Raw genomic sequence first — 17,622 nt, forward strand, 5'->3', positions numbered from 1 at the left:
CGCTCATCGCGCGGCCACCCTGGCAGGCGCAGACGCAGTCGGTGCGGCCGGTACGACCGGTTTGGCCGGTTTGGCCGGTTTGGCCGGTGGGGCCGATTCGTCACGGCCGCCTGCACGCGAATCCACTTCCGCGGTGACCGACAGACCCGGGCGCAGCGTGCCGAGCCGTGCGTCGGCATCGTCGAGTTGCACCCGCACGGGCACGCGCTGGACGATCTTCGTGAAATTGCCGGTGGCGTTTTCGGGCGGCAGCACACTGAACTGCGCCCCGGTCGCCGGGGCGAGGCTCGCCACGCGGCCGTGGAACACCCGTCCGGGCAACACGTCGGCCTCGATCCTTACCGGCATGCCGGGACGCAAACGCGCGAGCTGCCCTTCCTTGAAGTTCGCATCGACCCAGAGGCCGTGCGCCGGCACGACGGATAGCAGTTGCGTGCCCGCGGGCGCGTAGGCGCCCACCCTCGCCCGACGGTTGCCGACAGTGCCGTCGACCGGCGCTCGCAACACCGTGTCTTCAAGATTAAGCCGGGCAATGTCGCGCTCGGCCACTGCCTGGGCCAGGGCCGCCTGTGCCTGCCGCTTCTGTGCGGCGATCACGTCGAGCTGACGCTGCGCCGCCACCGCGCCGGCTTCGGCCCGGTCGCGATAGGCCACGACCTGCTTGTAATCGGCGTCCGCCTTCTGCGCGCTTTGCACCGATACGGCGGACTTGGCAACGAGATCCTGATAGCGCACCTGATCGTCGTGCGCGCGACGTGCGTCGGCCGCCACTGCCGCCACGCTCGCGCGCGCCTGCGCGATCACCGCCGTCTGCAGCCTCGCGGCCGCGTCGAGATTGGCGAGCAACGCCTGCTGCGCCGCGACGGCACCCTCCGCCTTGGCGAGCGCTGCGCGGTAATCGCGATCGTCGAGCCGCACCAGTACGTCACCCGCCTTCACCGACTGGTTGTCGGTGACGAGCACCTGGGCGATGTAGCCCGGCACTTTTGGCGCCAGCATCGTCACGTCACCGCCCACATAGGCGTCGTCGGTCGATTCGAGATACCGCGCCGTGGTCCACCAGTAGACGCCATAGCCAAGGACGGCCAGCGCGGCCACGACCGCAACGCCGCGCAGCGCGACGCGACGCGACATGGCGCGCCTGGCGGCAGTGCCGCCCGCCGGGGCGACGCCCGGGGTGGAGGAGCTTGGAGATGTCATGAGATCAATCCTTCTTCAGGGAGGGGGTAATGCGTCGCAAGAGGGGTTGCTTTCATAATGGAAGTGAGTATAGAGTCGTAACTATTATGTTGCAAGTTACTTGATTCAGTTACTTAATTCACTGCCATGCAAATTACGCACTCGACATCTGCCACCCCCCGCCCACCTCTTGTGCGCCGCGCATGGCTGGCGTTGGCCGCGGCGACACTGACCGGATGCGCGGTCGGCCCGGATTACACGCCACCGAAGGCAGAGTTGCCGGAGCATTTCGCCAACGGCGCGCGACTGGCACAGCTCGATATGGCCCCGGCGGCACGTCGCCCCGGGCAGCAGGACCCGCAGCCCCCTGCCGCGCTCGACGCGTGGTGGATACGTTTTCAGGACCCCGTGCTCACCAGCATCGTCGAACAGGCGTTGGCCCAGAATCTCGATCTGCAAGCCGCCATGGCACGGGTCGCACAGGCGCGGGCACAGGCGCGCGCCGCGGGCGCGCAGCCGCTGCCCTCACTCGCGCTCGGCGGCAGCGTGACGCGCGAGCATCAGTCATTGGAAAGGCCGCTGGGTTCGGTAGCGCGCACGGTGCCGGGCTATCAGCGCAACTTCACGAACTACGACATCGGCGCAGGCGCGAGTTGGGAACTGGACCTGTTCGGTGGGCTCGCGCGCACCGCGCAAGCAGCGGCGGCGACGGCACAGGCGGCCGAAGCGCAGCGTGACGGGGTGCGGGTGAGCGTCGTGGCCGAGGCTGCGGATGCCTATTTCCGGGTGCGGGCGGCACAGCGGCGCCTTGCCATCGCGCAGGACCAAATCGAGACCGATACGCGACTCATGGAAATCGTGCGGCTGCGACTCAAGGACGGCCTGGCCACCGCACGCGAACTCGCACAATCGGAAGCCCTTCTGGCGCAAGCCCGCACGACGTTGCCACCATTGCGCATCGAGCGCGAGACCCAGCTCAACCGGCTCGATGTCCTGATGGGCGCCGCACCGGGCACCTATGCGAGACGCATGAGCGAAGGCACGCAGCGCGACGACACGCTAGGCCGCGCCATCATCGTCCCCGCGATCGCGGACGCGGGCGCGCCCGTCGATCTGTTGCGCCGCCGCCCCGACGTGGTGGCCGCCGAGCGCCGGCTCGCCGCGTCGAACGCACGCATTGGCGCGTCGCTGGCCGAGTACTACCCGAAGCTTTCGCTCTCGGGGGCCTTGGGATTCGAGACGCTGGCCGGCGGGCGCGTGCCCAGCGCAGCAACATTCCAGCCGCTCGCCACATTGGGGCTGCGTTGGCGGCTTTTCGACTTCGGCCGGATCGACGCCGAGCTCGCGCAGGCGCGAGGCGCCAATGCCGAGGCGCTCGCACAATACCGGCTGGCGATGCTACGTGCGACGGAAGACGTGGAAAACGCGATCGTGGCGCTCGTCGAGCTGGAGCAGCAGCGCAAGGATCTGATGAATGCCGTGCAGGCGCAGACGCGGGCGCGAGACAGCGCGCAGGAGGCTTACACCGGCGGCGCGGTAAGCCTTTATGAAGTGCTCGACGCGGACCGTCAGTTGCTGGCGGTGCGCGACGCCGATGCGCGTGCGCAAACCGACAACGCTCGCGCGGCGGTGGCCACGTTCCGGGCCTTGGGCGGTGGCTGGGAAGTCTCGACGCAGGCGCTGGCGCAATCGCGATGAATCGCGCCTCGGAGCGCGTTCGCACCGAAGGCCCCGCCCTCGACGTGCGAATTCGGTGCTTTGGCCCGGGCGCCATATCGAGTCCGGGGCCCAGGCGGGGTCGCGAAAGCCGCCGGGGCGCCACGCCGCTCCCGGCACACAACCTTCCGGGGGGTCATATCCGCCGCGCTTTCCGAAGGATCGAGGCCGCGCCGGGACCGGCGCTGCCGACGCGGCGCTTGCGACTGACCGCCATGTTGCGGCCGGCCGCCGCTGCCGCAGGCGACGCGAGCATCGACTGATACGTCGCGGCCAGCGCCTCCTGCGCGCTCACCTGCTCCCGCAGTCGCGCGATGACGGCATCCTGCAACGCTTTGGCCGAGCGCATCTCGTGTTGCGCTTCGGTCATGGCAGCCAACCCGGCCTGCGTCTCCTGCAATTCCCGTTGCAACTGCCTTCGCTCTTGCTGGAGCGATTTGACGGATTCGCGCGCCGCGTCCAGTTCCAGCATCCAGCGACGTTCGCTGGCGTCGGCGCGTTCGACCAGCTTTGCTCGCTCGGCGTCCCATTGCGCGCGGTGTTTCGCATGCGCCTCCTGCGCGGCCTGTGCCGCATCGCGTGCGGCGGCGAGCGCCTGGCGCGACGCCACGGCGTCCGCTTGCGCGTCGATCAGCAGCGCCTGCGCCCGACGCGCCTGGGCTTGCGCCTCGTCGCGCGCCTGCCGCGCATCTGCCGCCGCCGTCTCGGCAGACGTCACCCGTTCGTGCAACACCGCCCGCGCCTGTTCCAACGCTTCGCGCTGCGCCGCGAGCTCAGCGCCTCGCGCATCAAGCTCGGCCCGTTGTGCGGCCGCCTGCGCTTCCAGGGCCTTGTGCCCCTCGTGCAGCGCCAACGTCCAGAGATCGAGCGCGGCCCGAGCCACCGGCTCCGGCATCGCCGCGCCATCGGGAAGCGTCGCGCCCCCACGCGCCGCGCACCCCATGCCCTGCAGTCGGGCGCCCAGGCCCGCAAACCAGGCATCGAGATAGGGACTGACGGTATTGGGCGAGCCGCGCCCCAATTGCTGACGGATCCGCTCGATGGTCGGACGCTGCCCGGCCATCAGCAGCGCATCGGCCGCCGTCCAGACGTCCTGCTCCGTGATGCCTCGGCCGCCCTGTCGCGGCGACGACATCTGCGGATTCGAATTCGACGAAGGAAGCTGAGCCATGAACGAAAACTCCTTGATAGCGGGGCCGTTGCCAAATAACCCACGATAATGGAAGATTATCGCAAGCTATTTTGATAATACGTTATATTTTTTACATTTTACATATGAAATCATATGTTCGGTAAGCAAAATACGCCGAATGCGCTCTCGCGGGGATATCGGGCGCGAGATGCCTCGTCTCCAAGCATCACGCAGTCGCGCCCGCCCCGGCTTCTCGACCCGGCATCGCTCGATGCCGACGCCCGGGCCGCGGCGCAAGCACTCGTGCGCGAAGGCGAGTCGGTCAATACGCAGCAGAGCTATCGATCCGCCATGCGGTATTGGATGGGCTGGTATCGTCTGCGATATGGCCAGACGCTCGTCACGCCGCTATCGCCGGCGGCCATCGTGCAATTCGTCGTCGACCACGCGCAGCGTCAGGGCAAAGGTCACGGCAAAGGTCAGGGGCAAGACGAGCTGACGACCGAAATGCCGGCCGAGCTCGATGCCGAACTCGTCGCACAAGGGCTTAAAGCGCGCCCCGGACCGCCCTCGCTGGCAACGCTGCTGCACCGGCTGAGTGTCATCGGCAAGCTGCATACGTCGCGAGGTCTGCCCAATCCCTGTGCGGAGCCCGCCGTCCGCGAGCTGCTCGCGAAGACGCGCCGCGCGTATGCCAGACGCGGTGTCCGAACGGCCCAGAAGGACGCCATCACGCGCGAGCCGCTGCGCGCCATGCTTGCCACCTGCGACAACTCGCTGCGGGGCAAGCGCGACCGCGCATTGCTACTGTTCGCCTGGGCCAGCGGCGGGCGCCGTCGCTCGGAAGTCGTGCGCGCGACATGCGAGAACGTGCGGCGCACGGGGCCGGATCGCTACGTCTACACGCTGGCCTGGTCGAAAACGAACCAGCAAGGCGCAGACCTGCCGGAAAACGAGAAGCCGGTGACCGGCGCCGCGGGCGTCGCGCTCACCGACTGGCTCACGTCTGCCGGTATCACGCAGGGCGCCATCTTCCGCCGCGTGCGGCGTGGCGGGCATGTGGGCGAAGCGTTGACCGAAGCGGCGGTGCGCGACATCGTTCGCGAGCGCTGCGCGCTTGCCGGGCTCGAAGGCAACTTCTCGGCGCACTCGCTGCGGGCGGGCTTCGTGACGGAAGCGGCACGGCAGCAGGTGCCACTGGCCGAAACCATGGCGATGACGGGCCACACGAGCGTGGCCACGGTCATCGGCTACTTCCGGCGTGCCGACATGCAGCGCTCGCGCGCCGCCGACCTGATGGGAGAGGACGTCGGCTGCGGCGCGCACGCAGGGGCCGACGCCACTCACGGCGGCAGCCCCACTCGCATGGGATAACGCACGGGCCGACAAACCAATGACGGGACGCACGACGGCAGAACGGCAGAACGCCGGAACGACTCCCCGCCCTCGAGGGAACGACAGGACCGAGACCGCGCCTGAGCCGGGTGACGCCGATCGCTGGCCTGCATAAAGATGCATATTAGTGGTATCTTTTGGTGCGTTGCGCACGTATGCCATAGTGAACATACTGCGTGCTGTGACTGCTGCGGTTCCCCCCGTTTCCGAACACACCAAGGTGCAGATCGTCATGTCCAATTCCCATGCCGCCCAATCGCGCAATCGCGCCCTCATCGAGCGTTTCGGCTTGCTCGCCCCGATCATTCAGGCCCCGATGGCCGGCACGTCGACGCCCGCGCTGGCCGCTGCCGTCTCCAACGCCGGCGGTCTCGGCTCGATCGGTGTGGCGGCCATGGGCGCGGAAGCCGCGCGCAAGGCCATCCGGGACACGCGCGCGCTGACCAGCAAGCCGTTCAACGTCAATGTGTTCTGCCACGCGCCGGCCAGGCTCGACGCGGCGCGCGACGCCGCATGGCTTGCCTACCTGGCACCGGAATTCGCGCGCTTCGACGCGACGCCGCCGGCAACGCTCAGCGAAATCTACAAAAGCTTCGTGGTCGACGAGGCAATGTTCGCGGTGCTTCTGGAGGAGCGTCCGGCCGTGGTGAGCTTCCATTTCGGGCTGCCGTCGCAGGAGAAGATCGACGCCCTACACGCGGCCGGCATCACGCTCTTTGCCACGGCGACCAATCTCGCCGAAGCCAGGGCCGTCGAAGCGGCCCGGGTCGACGCCATCGTTGCACAAGGCTACGAGGCCGGCGGTCACCGCGGCCGCTTCGAAGATCTTGGCGATGGCGTGCCGAGCGACGACGAACAGCTCGGCACGCTCGCGCTCGTGCGGTTGATCGTCACGCACACGTCGGTGCCGGTGATCGCGGCGGGCGGCATCATGGACGGTGCCGGTATCGCAGCCGCGCTCGCGCTTGGCGCGCAGGCGGCACAACTCGGCACGGCGTTCGTGGCCTGTCCCGAATCGTCGGCAGACGCCGCCTACCGCGAGCGCATGACGAGCGCGCAGCAGCCCCGCACCGCCCTCATTCGCGCGATTTCGGGACGTCCCGCCCGCGGCTTCGTGAATCGCCTCTACGAACTGGAACAGGCGGCCGGTCGCCCCGCACTGCCCGCCTATCCCGTGACTTACGATGCGGGCAAGGCGCTCAACGCTGCGGCCAAGGCCAAGGGCAACGGCGACTACGGCGCGCAATGGGCCGGACAGGCCGCGCCGCTTGCCCGCGCCATGCCGGCGGCCGAGCTCGTCGGCGTGCTACGCACCGAGCTGCGCGAAGCGTTCGGCTCGCTGCGCGAACTTGCCGCCACGTTCTGACCGGCCGGACGACGGGCCGCAGCGCGGTGCGAGGGGACAAGGCTCGACGCGCGCACCTCCCTTGCCCCGGAAGCACGACGGGCAGCCATGAGGCTGCCCGTCGTCATTGGCGGGCCGCTCGCGCGCCCGTGACATCTCAGTGACCGCCGCCGCCCAGATACGCCGCGCGCACGGCATCGTCGTTGCGCAGGCGCTCGGCCGGGCCGTGCACGGAAATGCGCCCGTTCTCTAGCACATAGCCGTAGTCCGCAACGCCAAGCGCTGCCGCGGCGAACTGCTCGACGAGCAGCATCGTCACGCCCTCCGCCTTGAGATTGCCGATGATGCGGAACACTTCGTCGACGAGAATCGGTGCGAGCCCCATCGACGGCTCGTCGAGCAGCACGATGTCCGGGCGCAGCATGACCGCGCGCGCCATGGCGAGCATCTGCTGTTCGCCGCCGGAGAGCGTGCCCGCCAGTTGATTGCGGCGCTCCTTGAGCCGCGGAAACAGGTCCATCGCGCGCTCGAGGTCCGCGGCCACGTCGCCGCGGGGACGGCTGCCCGTCAGGCGAGCAAAGGCCCCCAGCCGAAGATTGTCCGTCACCGACATCGTCGCGAACACACGCCGGCCTTCGGGTGAATGCGCCAGCCCGAGCTTGGCGATGCGATGCGAATCGAGCCCGTCGATGCGCTTGTCGCCCAGCGTGATTTCGCCCGACGTCGGCTTGATCATGCCCGACACCGCGCGCATGGTGGTGGTCTTGCCCGCCCCGTTCGAGCCGATGAGCGTGACGACCTGACCGCTCGGCACATCGATGTCGATGCCGTGCAGCACCTGCACCTTGCCGTAGCCGGCCTGCAGATTACGAATGGAAAGCATAGTGGTTCCGTTTGTTCGTCGTTGCCGCGCGAGGCAGCGCGAGGCGAGCCGTCGCGCGTGTCGTCAGTGCGCGGTCGATGCGCCACCCAGATACGCTTCGATCACCTTCGGATCGGCCTGAATCTGCGCCGGCAGCCCTTCGGCGATCTTCTGCCCGAAGTCGAGCACGGACACCGTCTGGCACGTGCTCATCACCACGTCCATGTGGTGCTCGATCAGAATGACCGTGATGCCATGGTCGCGGATCTTGCGGATGATCGCGAGCAGCTCCCGTATATCGGGCGCCGTAAGACCGGCGGCCGGCTCGTCGAGCAGCAACAGGCGCGGATCGAGCGCCAGCGCGCGGGCGATTTCGAGCAGACGCTGCTTGCCGTAGGGCAGATTGCGCGCCTCCTCGTCGGCAAGCGCCGTCAGCCCCACGAACTCCAGCAGTCGCATGGCGCGCGCGCGAGCGCCGTCCTCCTCACGCTTGTAGCGCGGCAGCCGCAGCGAGACGTCGACCAGCGTCGAATCGAAGGTGTGATGCAGGCCCACGAGCACGTTCTCGAGCGCCGTCATTTCGCCAAAGAGCTGCACGTTCTGGAACGTGCGCGCCACGCCCGATAGCGCAATGTCCGACGACGTGCGCCCGGCCAGCGACTGTCCGGCGAACTCGATGCTGCCCGCCGTCGGCACGTAGATGCCCGTGAGCACGTTCATCATCGTGCTCTTGCCGGAGCCGTTCGGGCCGATCAGCCCGTGGATCGTGCCGCGCCTGACGGTGAGGTCCACCTGGTTGAGCGCCTTCAGGCCATCGAACTGCATCAGCAACTGGCGCACCTTGAGCAGCTCTTCCGGCCCGCTCGCCGCTGCGGCGAGCACCGGATCGGCGCCGCCGGCGCTCGCTTCGTCGACCTGGGTCGCCGACACGGTCACCGTGCGGCGGCGATGCAGGATGCGTGAGCGCAGAAAGCCGATAATGCCGTCGGGCAGGTAATACACGACGAAGAGGATCATCAGGCCGAAGATCGTCAGGCGCCAGTCCGTGATGCTCTCGCGCCACCACGTGACGCCGGCCAGAGCAATCGTGCCGACGATCGGCACGGCTGCCTTGGCGAGCGTTGTGCGCGCCTTGGCGATTGCCGCAACGGCGACGACCGCCGTCACCGCCGCGATCACCGTCGCGACGATGCGAAAGACGCCGATGTCGTCGAGCAGCTGCGGCAGCAGCACGATGATGGCCGCGCCCAGCAGCGAGCCGCTGCGCGTCTTGCGCCCGCCCATGATGACCGCGAGCAGGAACAGGATCGTGAGCTCGAAGTTGTACGTATTGGGCGAGATGTACTGCTCCGAGTAGGCGTAGAGGCTGCCCGCCAGGCCGGCAAACCCGGCGCTGATCACGAACGCATACACCTTGTAGCGGTACACCGACACGCCCATGCAGTCGGAGGCGACCGGCGAATCGCGCAGCGCTTCGAATGCGCGCCCGAGGTGCGACTTCAGGATACGGTGCGCCACGAGCATGCTCAGCAGCAGCAACACGGCGACGAGCCAGTAGTACTCGACTTCATCGATCGGATGCCCGCCGATGAGCGGCTTCGTCAGCTTGATGCCCAGCGGCCCGGCCGTGAGGAAGTCCATTTCGTTGATGAGGATCTGGATGATGGTGCCGAACGCCAGCGTCACCATGGCCAGATAGGGGCCGATCACGCGCAGCGCCGGCAAGGCGAGCACCGCGCCGAACGCCGCCGTGATCAGAATGGCGGCGGGCAGCGCCAGCCACAGCGTGAGACCCAGTTTCGCGAAGAATACGCCCGCCACGTAGGCGCCGATGCCGAACAGGCCCGCGTGGCCCAACGACACCTGCCCGGTGTAGCCCACGACGATATCCAGCCCGAAAAGCAGGATCGCGTAGATCATGATCGTCTCGATCATGTGGATGTAGTATGGATTGCCGACGGCTAGCGGGAAGCCGAACAGCGCCACGATCGCGAGGATCGCGGCGAGTTTCGTGCCCACACGCAGGCCGCCGAGATCGCGGTCCGCGCGAGCGGTGGAGGTCTGTGCGGTCATGGTTACACCTTCTTGATGGCGGTCTTGCCGAACAGGCCCGCCGGCTTCACGGCCAGCACAAGCAGCAGCAGCACGAGACCCGGCACGTCCTTGTACCCGGTCGAGAGATAGAACGCAGTGGTGGTTTCGGCCACGCCGAGGATCACGCCGCCGACGAGCACGCCCATGCCGCTCGAGAGCCCGCCGATGATTGCCACGGCAAATGCCTTCAAGCCGAGCACCGCGCCCATCGTGGCGCCCGTGAGGGTGAGCGGCGCCACGAGCACGCCGGCGAACGCGGCGGCCATCGACGAGAGCGCATACGAGAACGTAATCACCAGGCTGGTGTTGATGCCCATCAGGCCGGCGGCGTCGCGGTCGTTGGCGGTCGCCACGACGGCCTTGCCGTATATCGAACGCCGGTTGAAGAACTCGACGGCGGCCATCATGAGCAGTGCGCCGGCGACCACGAGCAACTCCATCGGCAGCACGTTGGCGCCGACGAGCTTGACCGGCGCTTCGGGAAGCGGTGACGGAAACTTCAGATCGTCGCGGCCCCACACGTTCTCCGCGACGTTGCGAAAGATGATGCCCAGCGCAATGGTGGACATGATCCAGCCGAACTCGGACTTGATTCTCAGCGCCGGTTTGACGCCGATGCGCTCGACCAGCGCGCCTTGCACCAGCCCGAACAGGCAGACGATGGGAACCATCAGCCAGTAGTTCAGACCGAGGGTGTCGACCAGTGTGAGGCCGACCAGCGCGCCGAGCATGAGCGCTTCGCCCTGGCCGAAGTTCAGGGTGCCGGACGTCGCGAAAGTCAGTTGGTAACCGAAGGCGATCACGGCGTAGATCATCCCCAGCGCGATACCGCTGTAGATGAGTTGAATCAGGATGGTCATGCGTTCCTCTCTCGCGAGTGCGAGCCTACGAGCGATGCACGGGAGGCATTCGGGACGCTCGCCTTGCGCCGGTCCCGCGTGCCGGCGCAAGGCGTCGGGTATCGATACGGCGCGTGCGCCGCGCCGCGCTGCGCCGTCATTGGCGCGCGGGACGCGAACGACACGCGCCGTCGTTCACCCGTCATGGCTGCAGGATGCAGCGCTGGATGGAAATGCGGCTTACTTGCTGGCCGTCTTCTCGCGGACCTTGCTGCCGGCCTTCAGATCGCTGTCGTAGGCGTACACCACGCGACCGCCCTTCACTTCGCCGAACACCGGAATGTTGGCGGTGATGGCATCGTGATCGTCATGCGTGAAGGGGTGGTCGTAAGTCGTGACCACGCCCTCGACCGGCGTCTTCAGGTCTTCCAGCGCAGCGCGCACCTTCGGGCCGTCCGTGCTGCCGGCCTGCTTGATCGCCGCGGCGAGCAGGTAGATCGAGTCGTAGCCCTGCGCCGCCGAGACCGCCGAGTCGATACGGTTGTTCTTCGGCTTGAACATGGCCAGATAAGCATCGATGAACGCCTTGCGCTTGGGCGTGTTCGGCTCCTGGATGAACGTCTGGGGCATGCGCGCACCCTCGCCGTTCACGCCCGAGTTGTCGATGTAGTTGGCCATCGCGAGCGTCCAGCTGCCGACGATCGGCAGCTTCCAGCCGAGCTTGGCCATGCCGTTGGCGATCTGCGCCAGTTCCGGGCCGATGCCGTAGGTGAGGATCACGTCGGCGCCGGCCTGCTTGGCCTTGAGCAACTGCGCCGTCATGTCGACGTCCTTGATGTTGAACTTCTCGACGGCGACCGGCGTGATCCCCTTCGACTTGAGCGCCTTTTCAAGATCCTCGCGGCCGAGCTGACCGTAGTTGGTCGAGTCCGCCAGGATCGCCGGCTTCTTGAAGCCGCGACGCGTGATCGCCTCCTCCACGATCATCGGCGCCTGGATGCTGTCCTTGGCCGAGTTGCGGAAAACGTAGTTGTCAGGGTACTGGGGCGGCTTGAATTGCTCGGTAATGACGGTGCCCGTGGCCACGTTGTTGAACACCGGAATCTTGGCGTCCTGGTAGAAGCGCTGCGAGGCGAGCGCCACGCCGGTATTGATGTAGCCGACCGTGGCGACCACCTTTTCCTTGTTGATCAGTTCCTGCGCGACTTGCACGCCGCGCTCGTTCTTGGCTTCTTCGTCGCGCTCGACGAGCACGATCTGACGGCCCAGCACGCCGCCGGCCTTGTTGATTTCCGCGGCGGCCAGACGCACGCCATCGCGCATGGAAACGCCCATCGACGACGAGCCGCCGGTAAACGGGCCGGACACGCCGATCTTGATCGGATCGGCCGCGATGGCCATGGAGGCAGACAGCGCGAATGCCACGGCGCCCGCCATGAGCTTGAATCGGAATTGCATAAGGGTCTCCTTCGGTGCGATGCGTTTCGATATGACGCTTTTTTACTGCGATTTCCTGGTGTCGCAGGCCCTGCCGTGGGATGCGCGACTCACGGGTTGTCTTCCCCGTCTGCACCGCCCCGGTCTTGTAATTCGTGTCAGGGCGATACCATCAAGCACGCGTCGAACGACCAACCTAGCGCGCCGATTATGTGATCGCTGAGTTTCGCCCGCAAAGGCGGGAATACCCCTATCGGCACGGGGGTTTGCGGCCCGTCATCGCGCATTGGCGCGGGTTTGCGGAGGGTTTTGGCGGCGCGCGCCATGTATGGCGCGTGTCCGGAGATCGGCACGGAGTGCCAAAGAGTTCGACTTGAAATGCGGGTCGTAAGGGAGATGTAAGCGACGGCGATTAGTCGCCCGGCGCGATCACTTCGCGGGCGCCGTTACGGCCCATCGGGCTGACCAGCCCGGCGGTTTCCATCTGTTCGATGAGACGCGCGGCCCGGTTGTAGCCGATGCGCAATTGACGCTGCACCGCCGAGATCGACGCACGCCGCGAACCAAGCACGAACGCCGCCGCTTCGTCATAGAGCGGATCGGCTTCGGCGTCGCCTGGCGACTCGCCGAACAGATCGCCCGGGGCCGCCTCGGCCGGATCGCCGGCGAGGATCGCTTCGTCGTACTCGGGCTCGCCGTATTGCTGCCAGTGCTGCACCACGCGATGCACTTCGTCATCGGCCACGAACGCGCCATGCACGCGCTGCGGATAGCCCGTGCCCGGCGGCAGAAACAGCATGTCGCCCTGGCCGAGCAGCGACTCCGCACCCATCTGATCGAGGATGGTGCGCGAGTCGATCTTCGACGAGACCTGGAACGCCACGCGCGTCGGAATGTTCGCCTTGATGAGGCCGGTGATCACGTCGACCGACGGGCGTTGCGTCGCGAGAATCAGATGAATGCCGGCCGCGCGGGCCTTCTGTGCAAGCCGTGCGATGAGTTCCTCGATCTTCTTGCCTGCCACCATCATGAGGTCGGCCAGCTCGTCGATCACCACCACGATGAAAGGCAGGCGATCGAGCGGCTCCGGGGCGTCGGGCGTGAGCGAGAACGGGTTGCCGATCTTCTTGCCGGCGGCCCGCGCCGCGTCGATCTTCTCGTTGTAGCCAGCCAGATTGCGCACGCCGAGCGCCGACATCAGCCGGTAGCGCTTTTCCATCTCGCCAACGCACCAGTTCAGTGCGTGCGCGGCCTGCTTCATGTCCGTGACGACCGGCGCGAGCAAATGCGGAATGCCGCCGTAGACCGACAGTTCCAGCATCTTCGGGTCGATCATGATAAGGCGCACGTCGTCTGGCGTGGCCTTGTACAGCAGCGACAGGATCATGGCGTTGACCGCCACCGACTTGCCCGAGCCGGTCGTGCCGGCCACCAGCAAGTGCGGTGCCCGGGCAAGATCGGCCACGATGGGCTCGCCCGTGATGTCCTTGCCCATCGCCAGCGCCAGGCGCGAGCGGTGCGAGTCGAACGCCGGCGCGGTCAGGATCTCGGACAGGCGAATCATCTGGCGCTGCGCGTTCGGCAATTCGAGGCCCATACAGGTCTTGCCTGGGATCGTCTCGACCACGCGAATCGAGGTGACGCCCAGCGCCCGGGCCAGATCCTTCATGAGACCGACGACCTGCGCGCCCCGCACGCCCACTGCAGGCTCGACTTCAAAACGCGTGATGACCGGGCCGGCCGACGCACCTACCACCGTCACCGGGACCTTGAACTCGGCGAGCCGCTGCTCGATCAGTTGTCCGACGGCGGCGAGCGTCTCGTCGGATACGACGTTCGCCACGTCTTGCGACGTCGCCGGACTGAGCAGGTCGAGCGACGGAAGGTCGTAGGCGATCGGCTCGCGCGGCGTTGGCAGCTCGCGCGGTGCGTCGGCGGTAAAAGCGGCTTCGCGTGGCGCCGTCGTCGGCAATGCGCCATACGCTGCGGCGTCCGGTTCGGCGCGAGCCCAGGTGCCGTCGGCGCGCAAAACGTAGTGCGGTTTGGTGGTCGATCCGCTGGCTTGCCCCGCGGGTTCATCCGACTCGGACGCGCGCCCGGGCGCGGTCTCCGGTGCGCACACGGTCGCCGCCGCCACCGTCGCCGGCTCTTGCACTTGCACGCTCGCCAGCACATCGGCGAACAGGAAGGGGCGGCGCGCGGCACCAGCCGGTTGTCCGGGCGGCGGCGCGATCAACACCATTGGCGGAACGTCCAGCACCTCCGCGCGCGCCCGCGATTCGGTCTGCGCCGCTTCGCGCAACTGGGGCGTCTCGTCCACGGCGGGCGCCGGCGGTGCTGCGTGCGCAGCGACATGGTCGGCCGCCTTCGCGATGGCGCTGCCGCCCACGACGGTCACCGGCGCTTCCATTGCGGAGGACCACTCGCGCAAGTCACGAAGCAGTGCTTCGGCTTCCTCGCGCAAGGCGGCGAGCGCCTGCATCCTCGCCTGTTGCGCGACGCGCGCGGCTTCCTGCTCGGCGAGCATTGCCGGCGTGGGCGTTGATGGCGCAGCGTCAGGCGGCTCGTCGGGCGTTGCCTTCGGGGACAAATCGAGCGGCGAGAATTCCGCGACGTCGGACGTGAGCGGCGATGCGGCGTCCATCGCGGACCACGAGGCTGCGCCCCGGATCGGTGGCGCCTCGGGCGAACTCATGCCGTCACTTGCCACGCCCGGCATGCCGCCATCAGCGGCCAAGAGAGTATCGCGAGAAGCCGCGGCGACGACCGATGAGTGCGTCGCGACGGGCGACGCGCCACGCGGGGGCACATCCTCCAGCCCCAGCTGCGGTTGGCGGAACGGGCTGTGGACGATCGTGCCGCGCAGGTGGGCCGGGGCCACCCCGACCGGGCGGCGATGACCGGGGGCGCCGTCAGCAGTCGACGTCAAATGCAGAGCGCCGCCGGATGCCGGCTGCGTGGCGTCACCGACTGCCGCGACCGAGGGCTTCTGCGCCGTCAGCGAAGATGTGCGCTGGGCGGTCGGTGCGGGCATGGCACGAGGGCCGGAAGCACTGGAAGCACTGGAAAGGCTGGAAGCCGCGGACGCGCCGCGTCGCGCTGCCGGACCGCGCGCGTCTTGCGCGCGCAGACTCGGCTCGGCACGGACCCACTCGGGCGCCGTGATCGTATCGCCACGCGCGGTGCGCAACACATAGGCGCCACGCGGCAGTACGGCGCGCGCGCCTGCCGTGGCATGGGGCGAAGCGGCAGCCGCTGTTGCCGCGCCGACCGCCGGCGCAGCCGCACGTCCGACAGCGGGCTCCCTCCTCGCCACACGCGCCGCGCCGGCGCGCATGAACGAAGGTTCGGCGCGCGGTGCGCCTCGCGTAGCGAGCGGCGGCGGCTGCATCGCATCGAGCCGCGCGCGCTCTTCGTCGGTGAGCTTCCAGCGCGGCTGCGCGGCAAGCCCGCGCCGGCGGGGCGTTGCCCCTTCGGTCAGATGCCCCGCGTTGTGATGACCCTGCCCCAACGTTGGTGTGAACCGCTCGCCGCGTTCGCCACGCTCGTGTGGCCCGCCGAACGACAGTTGCGACATTTGCGACAGTCCCCGCACCGGTTCACCGGCACTGCCGGCAAAACGCGTCTCGTAAGGGGATTCGTCGTCATCGTCCGCCGTGGGCTTCGCACGCGCGAACATGCCCCACCACGTGGTGCCAAAGACGAGCGGAAGAGAAAAGAGAAGGACAACGCCGGCGAGGCCCATGGCGAGCGTGCCGCCGAGCGCCAATTGCAGGCCGTGGGCGAGCGACTGGCCGACGCTGCCGCCGGCGGTGTTGCCTTCGCCGCCCGTCAATGCGGCCAGCGTGGCGCTCGACACCATCGTGAGCGGCACGCCAAGCAACATGCGCAGGGTGCCGGGGCCGAAGAGTCGAATCTCACCGCCAAGCAGACCCCGGACGCCAGGCCAGCACAATGCCAGCAACCAAAACGTCGACAGTCCGAACCAGCCAAACCCCATAATCGCTCGTGCTTCAGGAAAACCCGGAGTGCGATTGTAGCAGGTAGGCCACCGCCGGGCGGTCCGAATGGCGCGATCTGACGCGGTCTGGCGCGGTCTGGCGAGATTTGGCGCGCTCCACGACTGACGGACCAACGCAGCGGCCGGCGGCAGACCGAGACCTGGCGCGTCGTCAGTGCGTGCCGGTCGGGCGCAGCATGGGCGACGCGGTGCCATCCGCACCCTGGACCATTGCGGGCGACACGGCTTCGCCGGGCACCACGAGGCTCAGATTGCGGCGGCGCAACGAACGCCAGTCGACCTTCGGGAAGATGTCCTCACCCAGCGCGCTCACGCGCGACAGGTTCTCGACGCGCACGCCGCGCGCGCGCAGCACCTCGGCGGCATGCCGGAACGACGGCTCGATCAGGCTCGCGAATTCGGCATCGAGACGCGTTGGCGCCCGCGTCTGCATCGTCTCGTAGAAACGCGGCGTGTGCGCCGCGTCGCGCAGATCGACCCCGTGCAGATACAGCTCGGTAAAACCGAGCCATGTGGCCACTTGCAGCGCGAAGTAGGCTACCGTGCCACCGTGAAAGAAGCCGTTGTCGATGTCGAAGCTGAACCCGAGACGCCCGTGCTCGCCGAAGAACGCCGCGCTCGCCGCCACGCGCGCGTTGGCGCGCAGCGACGCGGGCGTGCGCGCGGCTTCGAGGCCGCGTTTGAAGATGTCGTCCACCAGATAGAACCGACAGCCGAACGCCGACGGCGGATACCTCTCCAGCAGCCGCGCCAGTACCACCGGCGTGACGAACAGCACGAGATCGCGCGCGATGATGCGGCGCGCCAGGTCGGGGCGCTGCCTCACGAAGCCTGCGTCGAGAATGCAGTAATAGTCGAACTTGACGGGCGCGCGATCAATGAGCGCAATGGCCCCGTTCACGCCCATGACGTGATGCATCGGCAGCGCTTCATAGTCGATGTCCGCCACCGACGGTCCGCTCGCAATGATATGGCACGGCGTCTGACGCAGGCGTTGCAGGTCCGCGCGCCGCGCCAGCGGCACGGGGCGTCCGCGCCAGGTGAAGCGCTCGATGGCCCCCACGCCATCGCGCTCGATTCGCGCATGCGGCCACAGCCGCTCGTTGTGCCGCCACTTCGCCGTATGGCTGTAGCGATACGCGAGTTTCAAAATAGACGAAATCATTGTCGTTCTTTTGGTTAGGTGTTCCGGTCGCGCCGCAGGCGCCTTCCGGATGCCCGCGGTCCTAACCCCGTTGCTCGTCGCGTGTCTGTGTTTGGCCGAGCGGCCGCGGGCCGGTGCATCGCCGCGTTCCCCCTGAACCCGGCTGCAGCCCACGGCGCATGGGGACATGGCCCCATCACGTCGATGGTCAGATTCTGCCCCTTGGCATGCCGAGGGACAAGATTTATTCCAAATGGAAATCTTACGTCAGGTTACGCTCCGATGTCGGGGCAGGACATGGGGCTTGACATGAAAAAGCCCCATTCGCGGGGCTTTGCGGGCATTGCACCCGTCAGAATCGATAGTGGCGGCCGGACATCGAGAAAGAGAGCATTGCGAAAAATGCGGACAATACAGCCGAACGTTGCGCATTCCCGAGCATGGCGGCGGAGTGCGCC

Annotated in this window: 11 protein-coding genes; 3 read left to right on the forward strand and 8 right to left on the reverse strand. The window is 67.5% G+C overall.

The genetic code is table 11. The features are described from left to right. Nucleotides 1-3 precede the first annotated feature (3 nt). On the reverse strand, nt 4-1,134 hold the full coding sequence (locus PNO31109_RS04695; protein WP_244958127.1) for an HlyD family secretion protein: 1,131 nt from the start codon (nt 1,132-1,134) through the stop codon (nt 4-6). A gap of 192 nt (nt 1,135-1,326) precedes the next feature. On the opposite strand from PNO31109_RS04695, the gene PNO31109_RS04700 reads away from it, so the two are divergent. After that, nucleotides 1,327-2,877, forward strand: a complete 1,551-nt coding sequence (locus PNO31109_RS04700) for an efflux transporter outer membrane subunit (protein ID WP_150554471.1) — start codon at nt 1,327-1,329, stop codon at nt 2,875-2,877. A gap of 154 nt (nt 2,878-3,031) precedes the next feature. Here the strand turns inward: PNO31109_RS04700 and PNO31109_RS04705 are convergent, their stop codons facing one another. Further along, a complete protein-coding gene (locus PNO31109_RS04705; RefSeq protein ID WP_150554472.1) occupies nt 3,032-4,066 on the reverse strand; it encodes a DNA-binding protein in 1,035 nt (344 codons plus the stop codon). A 114-nt stretch (nt 4,067-4,180) separates the two neighbouring features. Between PNO31109_RS04705 and PNO31109_RS04710 the strand changes: the two genes are divergently transcribed. Then, the gene (locus tag PNO31109_RS04710) at nt 4,181-5,401 is read left to right on the forward strand and encodes a site-specific integrase (protein WP_150554473.1); all 1,221 of its coding nucleotides are present in this window, start codon (nt 4,181-4,183) and stop codon (nt 5,399-5,401) included. Between the two features lie 253 nt (nt 5,402-5,654). After that, nucleotides 5,655-6,788: an NAD(P)H-dependent flavin oxidoreductase gene (locus PNO31109_RS04715; protein WP_150554474.1), complete on the forward strand. Its 1,134-nt coding sequence runs from the start codon at nt 5,655-5,657 to the stop codon at nt 6,786-6,788. A 136-nt stretch (nt 6,789-6,924) separates the two neighbouring features. Here the strand turns inward: PNO31109_RS04715 and PNO31109_RS04720 are convergent, their stop codons facing one another. The 6 genes from PNO31109_RS04720 to PNO31109_RS04745 all read right to left on the reverse strand — a co-directional run bounded on the left by PNO31109_RS04720 (nt 6,925) and on the right by PNO31109_RS04745 (nt 17,185). After that, the gene (locus PNO31109_RS04720) at nt 6,925-7,650 is read right to left on the reverse strand and encodes an ABC transporter ATP-binding protein (RefSeq protein WP_150554475.1); all 726 of its coding nucleotides are present in this window, start codon (nt 7,648-7,650) and stop codon (nt 6,925-6,927) included. A 63-nt stretch (nt 7,651-7,713) separates the two neighbouring features. Further along, the gene (locus PNO31109_RS04725) at nt 7,714-9,702 is read right to left on the reverse strand and encodes a branched-chain amino acid ABC transporter ATP-binding protein/permease (RefSeq protein ID WP_241014135.1); all 1,989 of its coding nucleotides are present in this window, start codon (nt 9,700-9,702) and stop codon (nt 7,714-7,716) included. A gap of 2 nt (nt 9,703-9,704) precedes the next feature. Continuing rightward, nucleotides 9,705-10,583 (reverse strand): branched-chain amino acid ABC transporter permease, encoded by an 879-nt coding sequence (locus tag PNO31109_RS04730; RefSeq protein WP_150554476.1) that lies wholly within the window; start codon nt 10,581-10,583, stop codon nt 9,705-9,707. Nucleotides 10,584-10,802: 219 nt separating this feature from the next. After that, entirely contained in the window at nt 10,803-12,020 is a 1,218-nt protein-coding gene (locus tag PNO31109_RS04735; RefSeq protein ID WP_150554477.1) for an ABC transporter substrate-binding protein, read from the reverse strand. Nucleotides 12,021-12,411: 391 nt separating this feature from the next. Continuing rightward, entirely contained in the window at nt 12,412-15,885 is a 3,474-nt protein-coding gene (locus PNO31109_RS04740) for a DNA translocase FtsK (RefSeq protein WP_370749777.1), read from the reverse strand. 286 nt (nt 15,886-16,171) lie between these two features. Then, nucleotides 16,172-17,185 (reverse strand): WaaZ-like lipopolysaccharide core biosynthesis protein, encoded by a 1,014-nt coding sequence (locus tag PNO31109_RS04745; protein ID WP_150554479.1) that lies wholly within the window; start codon nt 17,183-17,185, stop codon nt 16,172-16,174. Between the last annotated feature and the right edge of the window lie 437 nt (nt 17,186-17,622).

Origin of the sequence: Pandoraea nosoerga, assembly GCF_902459585.1 — a bacterium.
In the GTDB taxonomy this organism is placed as follows: Bacteria; Pseudomonadota; Gammaproteobacteria; order Burkholderiales; family Burkholderiaceae; genus Pandoraea; species Pandoraea nosoerga.

Bases quoted from the DNA above. Each gene is read 5' to 3' on its own strand.
- PNO31109_RS04700 (WP_150554471.1), top strand. From the start codon at position 1,327: ATGCAAATTACGCACTCGACATCTGCCACCCCCCGCCCACCTCTTGTG.
- PNO31109_RS04715 (WP_150554474.1), top strand. From the start codon at position 5,655: ATGTCCAATTCCCATGCCGCCCAATCGCGCAATCGCGCCCTCATCGAG.
- PNO31109_RS04725 (WP_241014135.1), bottom strand. From the start codon at position 9,702: ATGACCGCACAGACCTCCACCGCTCGCGCGGACCGCGATCTCGGCGGC.
- PNO31109_RS04730 (WP_150554476.1), bottom strand. From the start codon at position 10,583: ATGACCATCCTGATTCAACTCATCTACAGCGGTATCGCGCTGGGGATG.
- PNO31109_RS04705 (WP_150554472.1), bottom strand. From the start codon at position 4,066: ATGGCTCAGCTTCCTTCGTCGAATTCGAATCCGCAGATGTCGTCGCCG.
- PNO31109_RS04745 (WP_150554479.1), bottom strand. From the start codon at position 17,185: ATGATTTCGTCTATTTTGAAACTCGCGTATCGCTACAGCCATACGGCG.
- PNO31109_RS04735 (WP_150554477.1), bottom strand. From the start codon at position 12,020: ATGCAATTCCGATTCAAGCTCATGGCGGGCGCCGTGGCATTCGCGCTG.
- PNO31109_RS04695 (WP_244958127.1), bottom strand. From the start codon at position 1,134: ATGTCGCGTCGCGTCGCGCTGCGCGGCGTTGCGGTCGTGGCCGCGCTG.
- PNO31109_RS04740 (WP_370749777.1), bottom strand. From the start codon at position 15,885: ATGTTGCTTGGCGTGCCGCTCACGATGGTGTCGAGCGCCACGCTGGCC.
- PNO31109_RS04720 (WP_150554475.1), bottom strand. From the start codon at position 7,650: ATGCTTTCCATTCGTAATCTGCAGGCCGGCTACGGCAAGGTGCAGGTG.
- PNO31109_RS04710 (WP_150554473.1), top strand. From the start codon at position 4,181: ATGTTCGGTAAGCAAAATACGCCGAATGCGCTCTCGCGGGGATATCGG.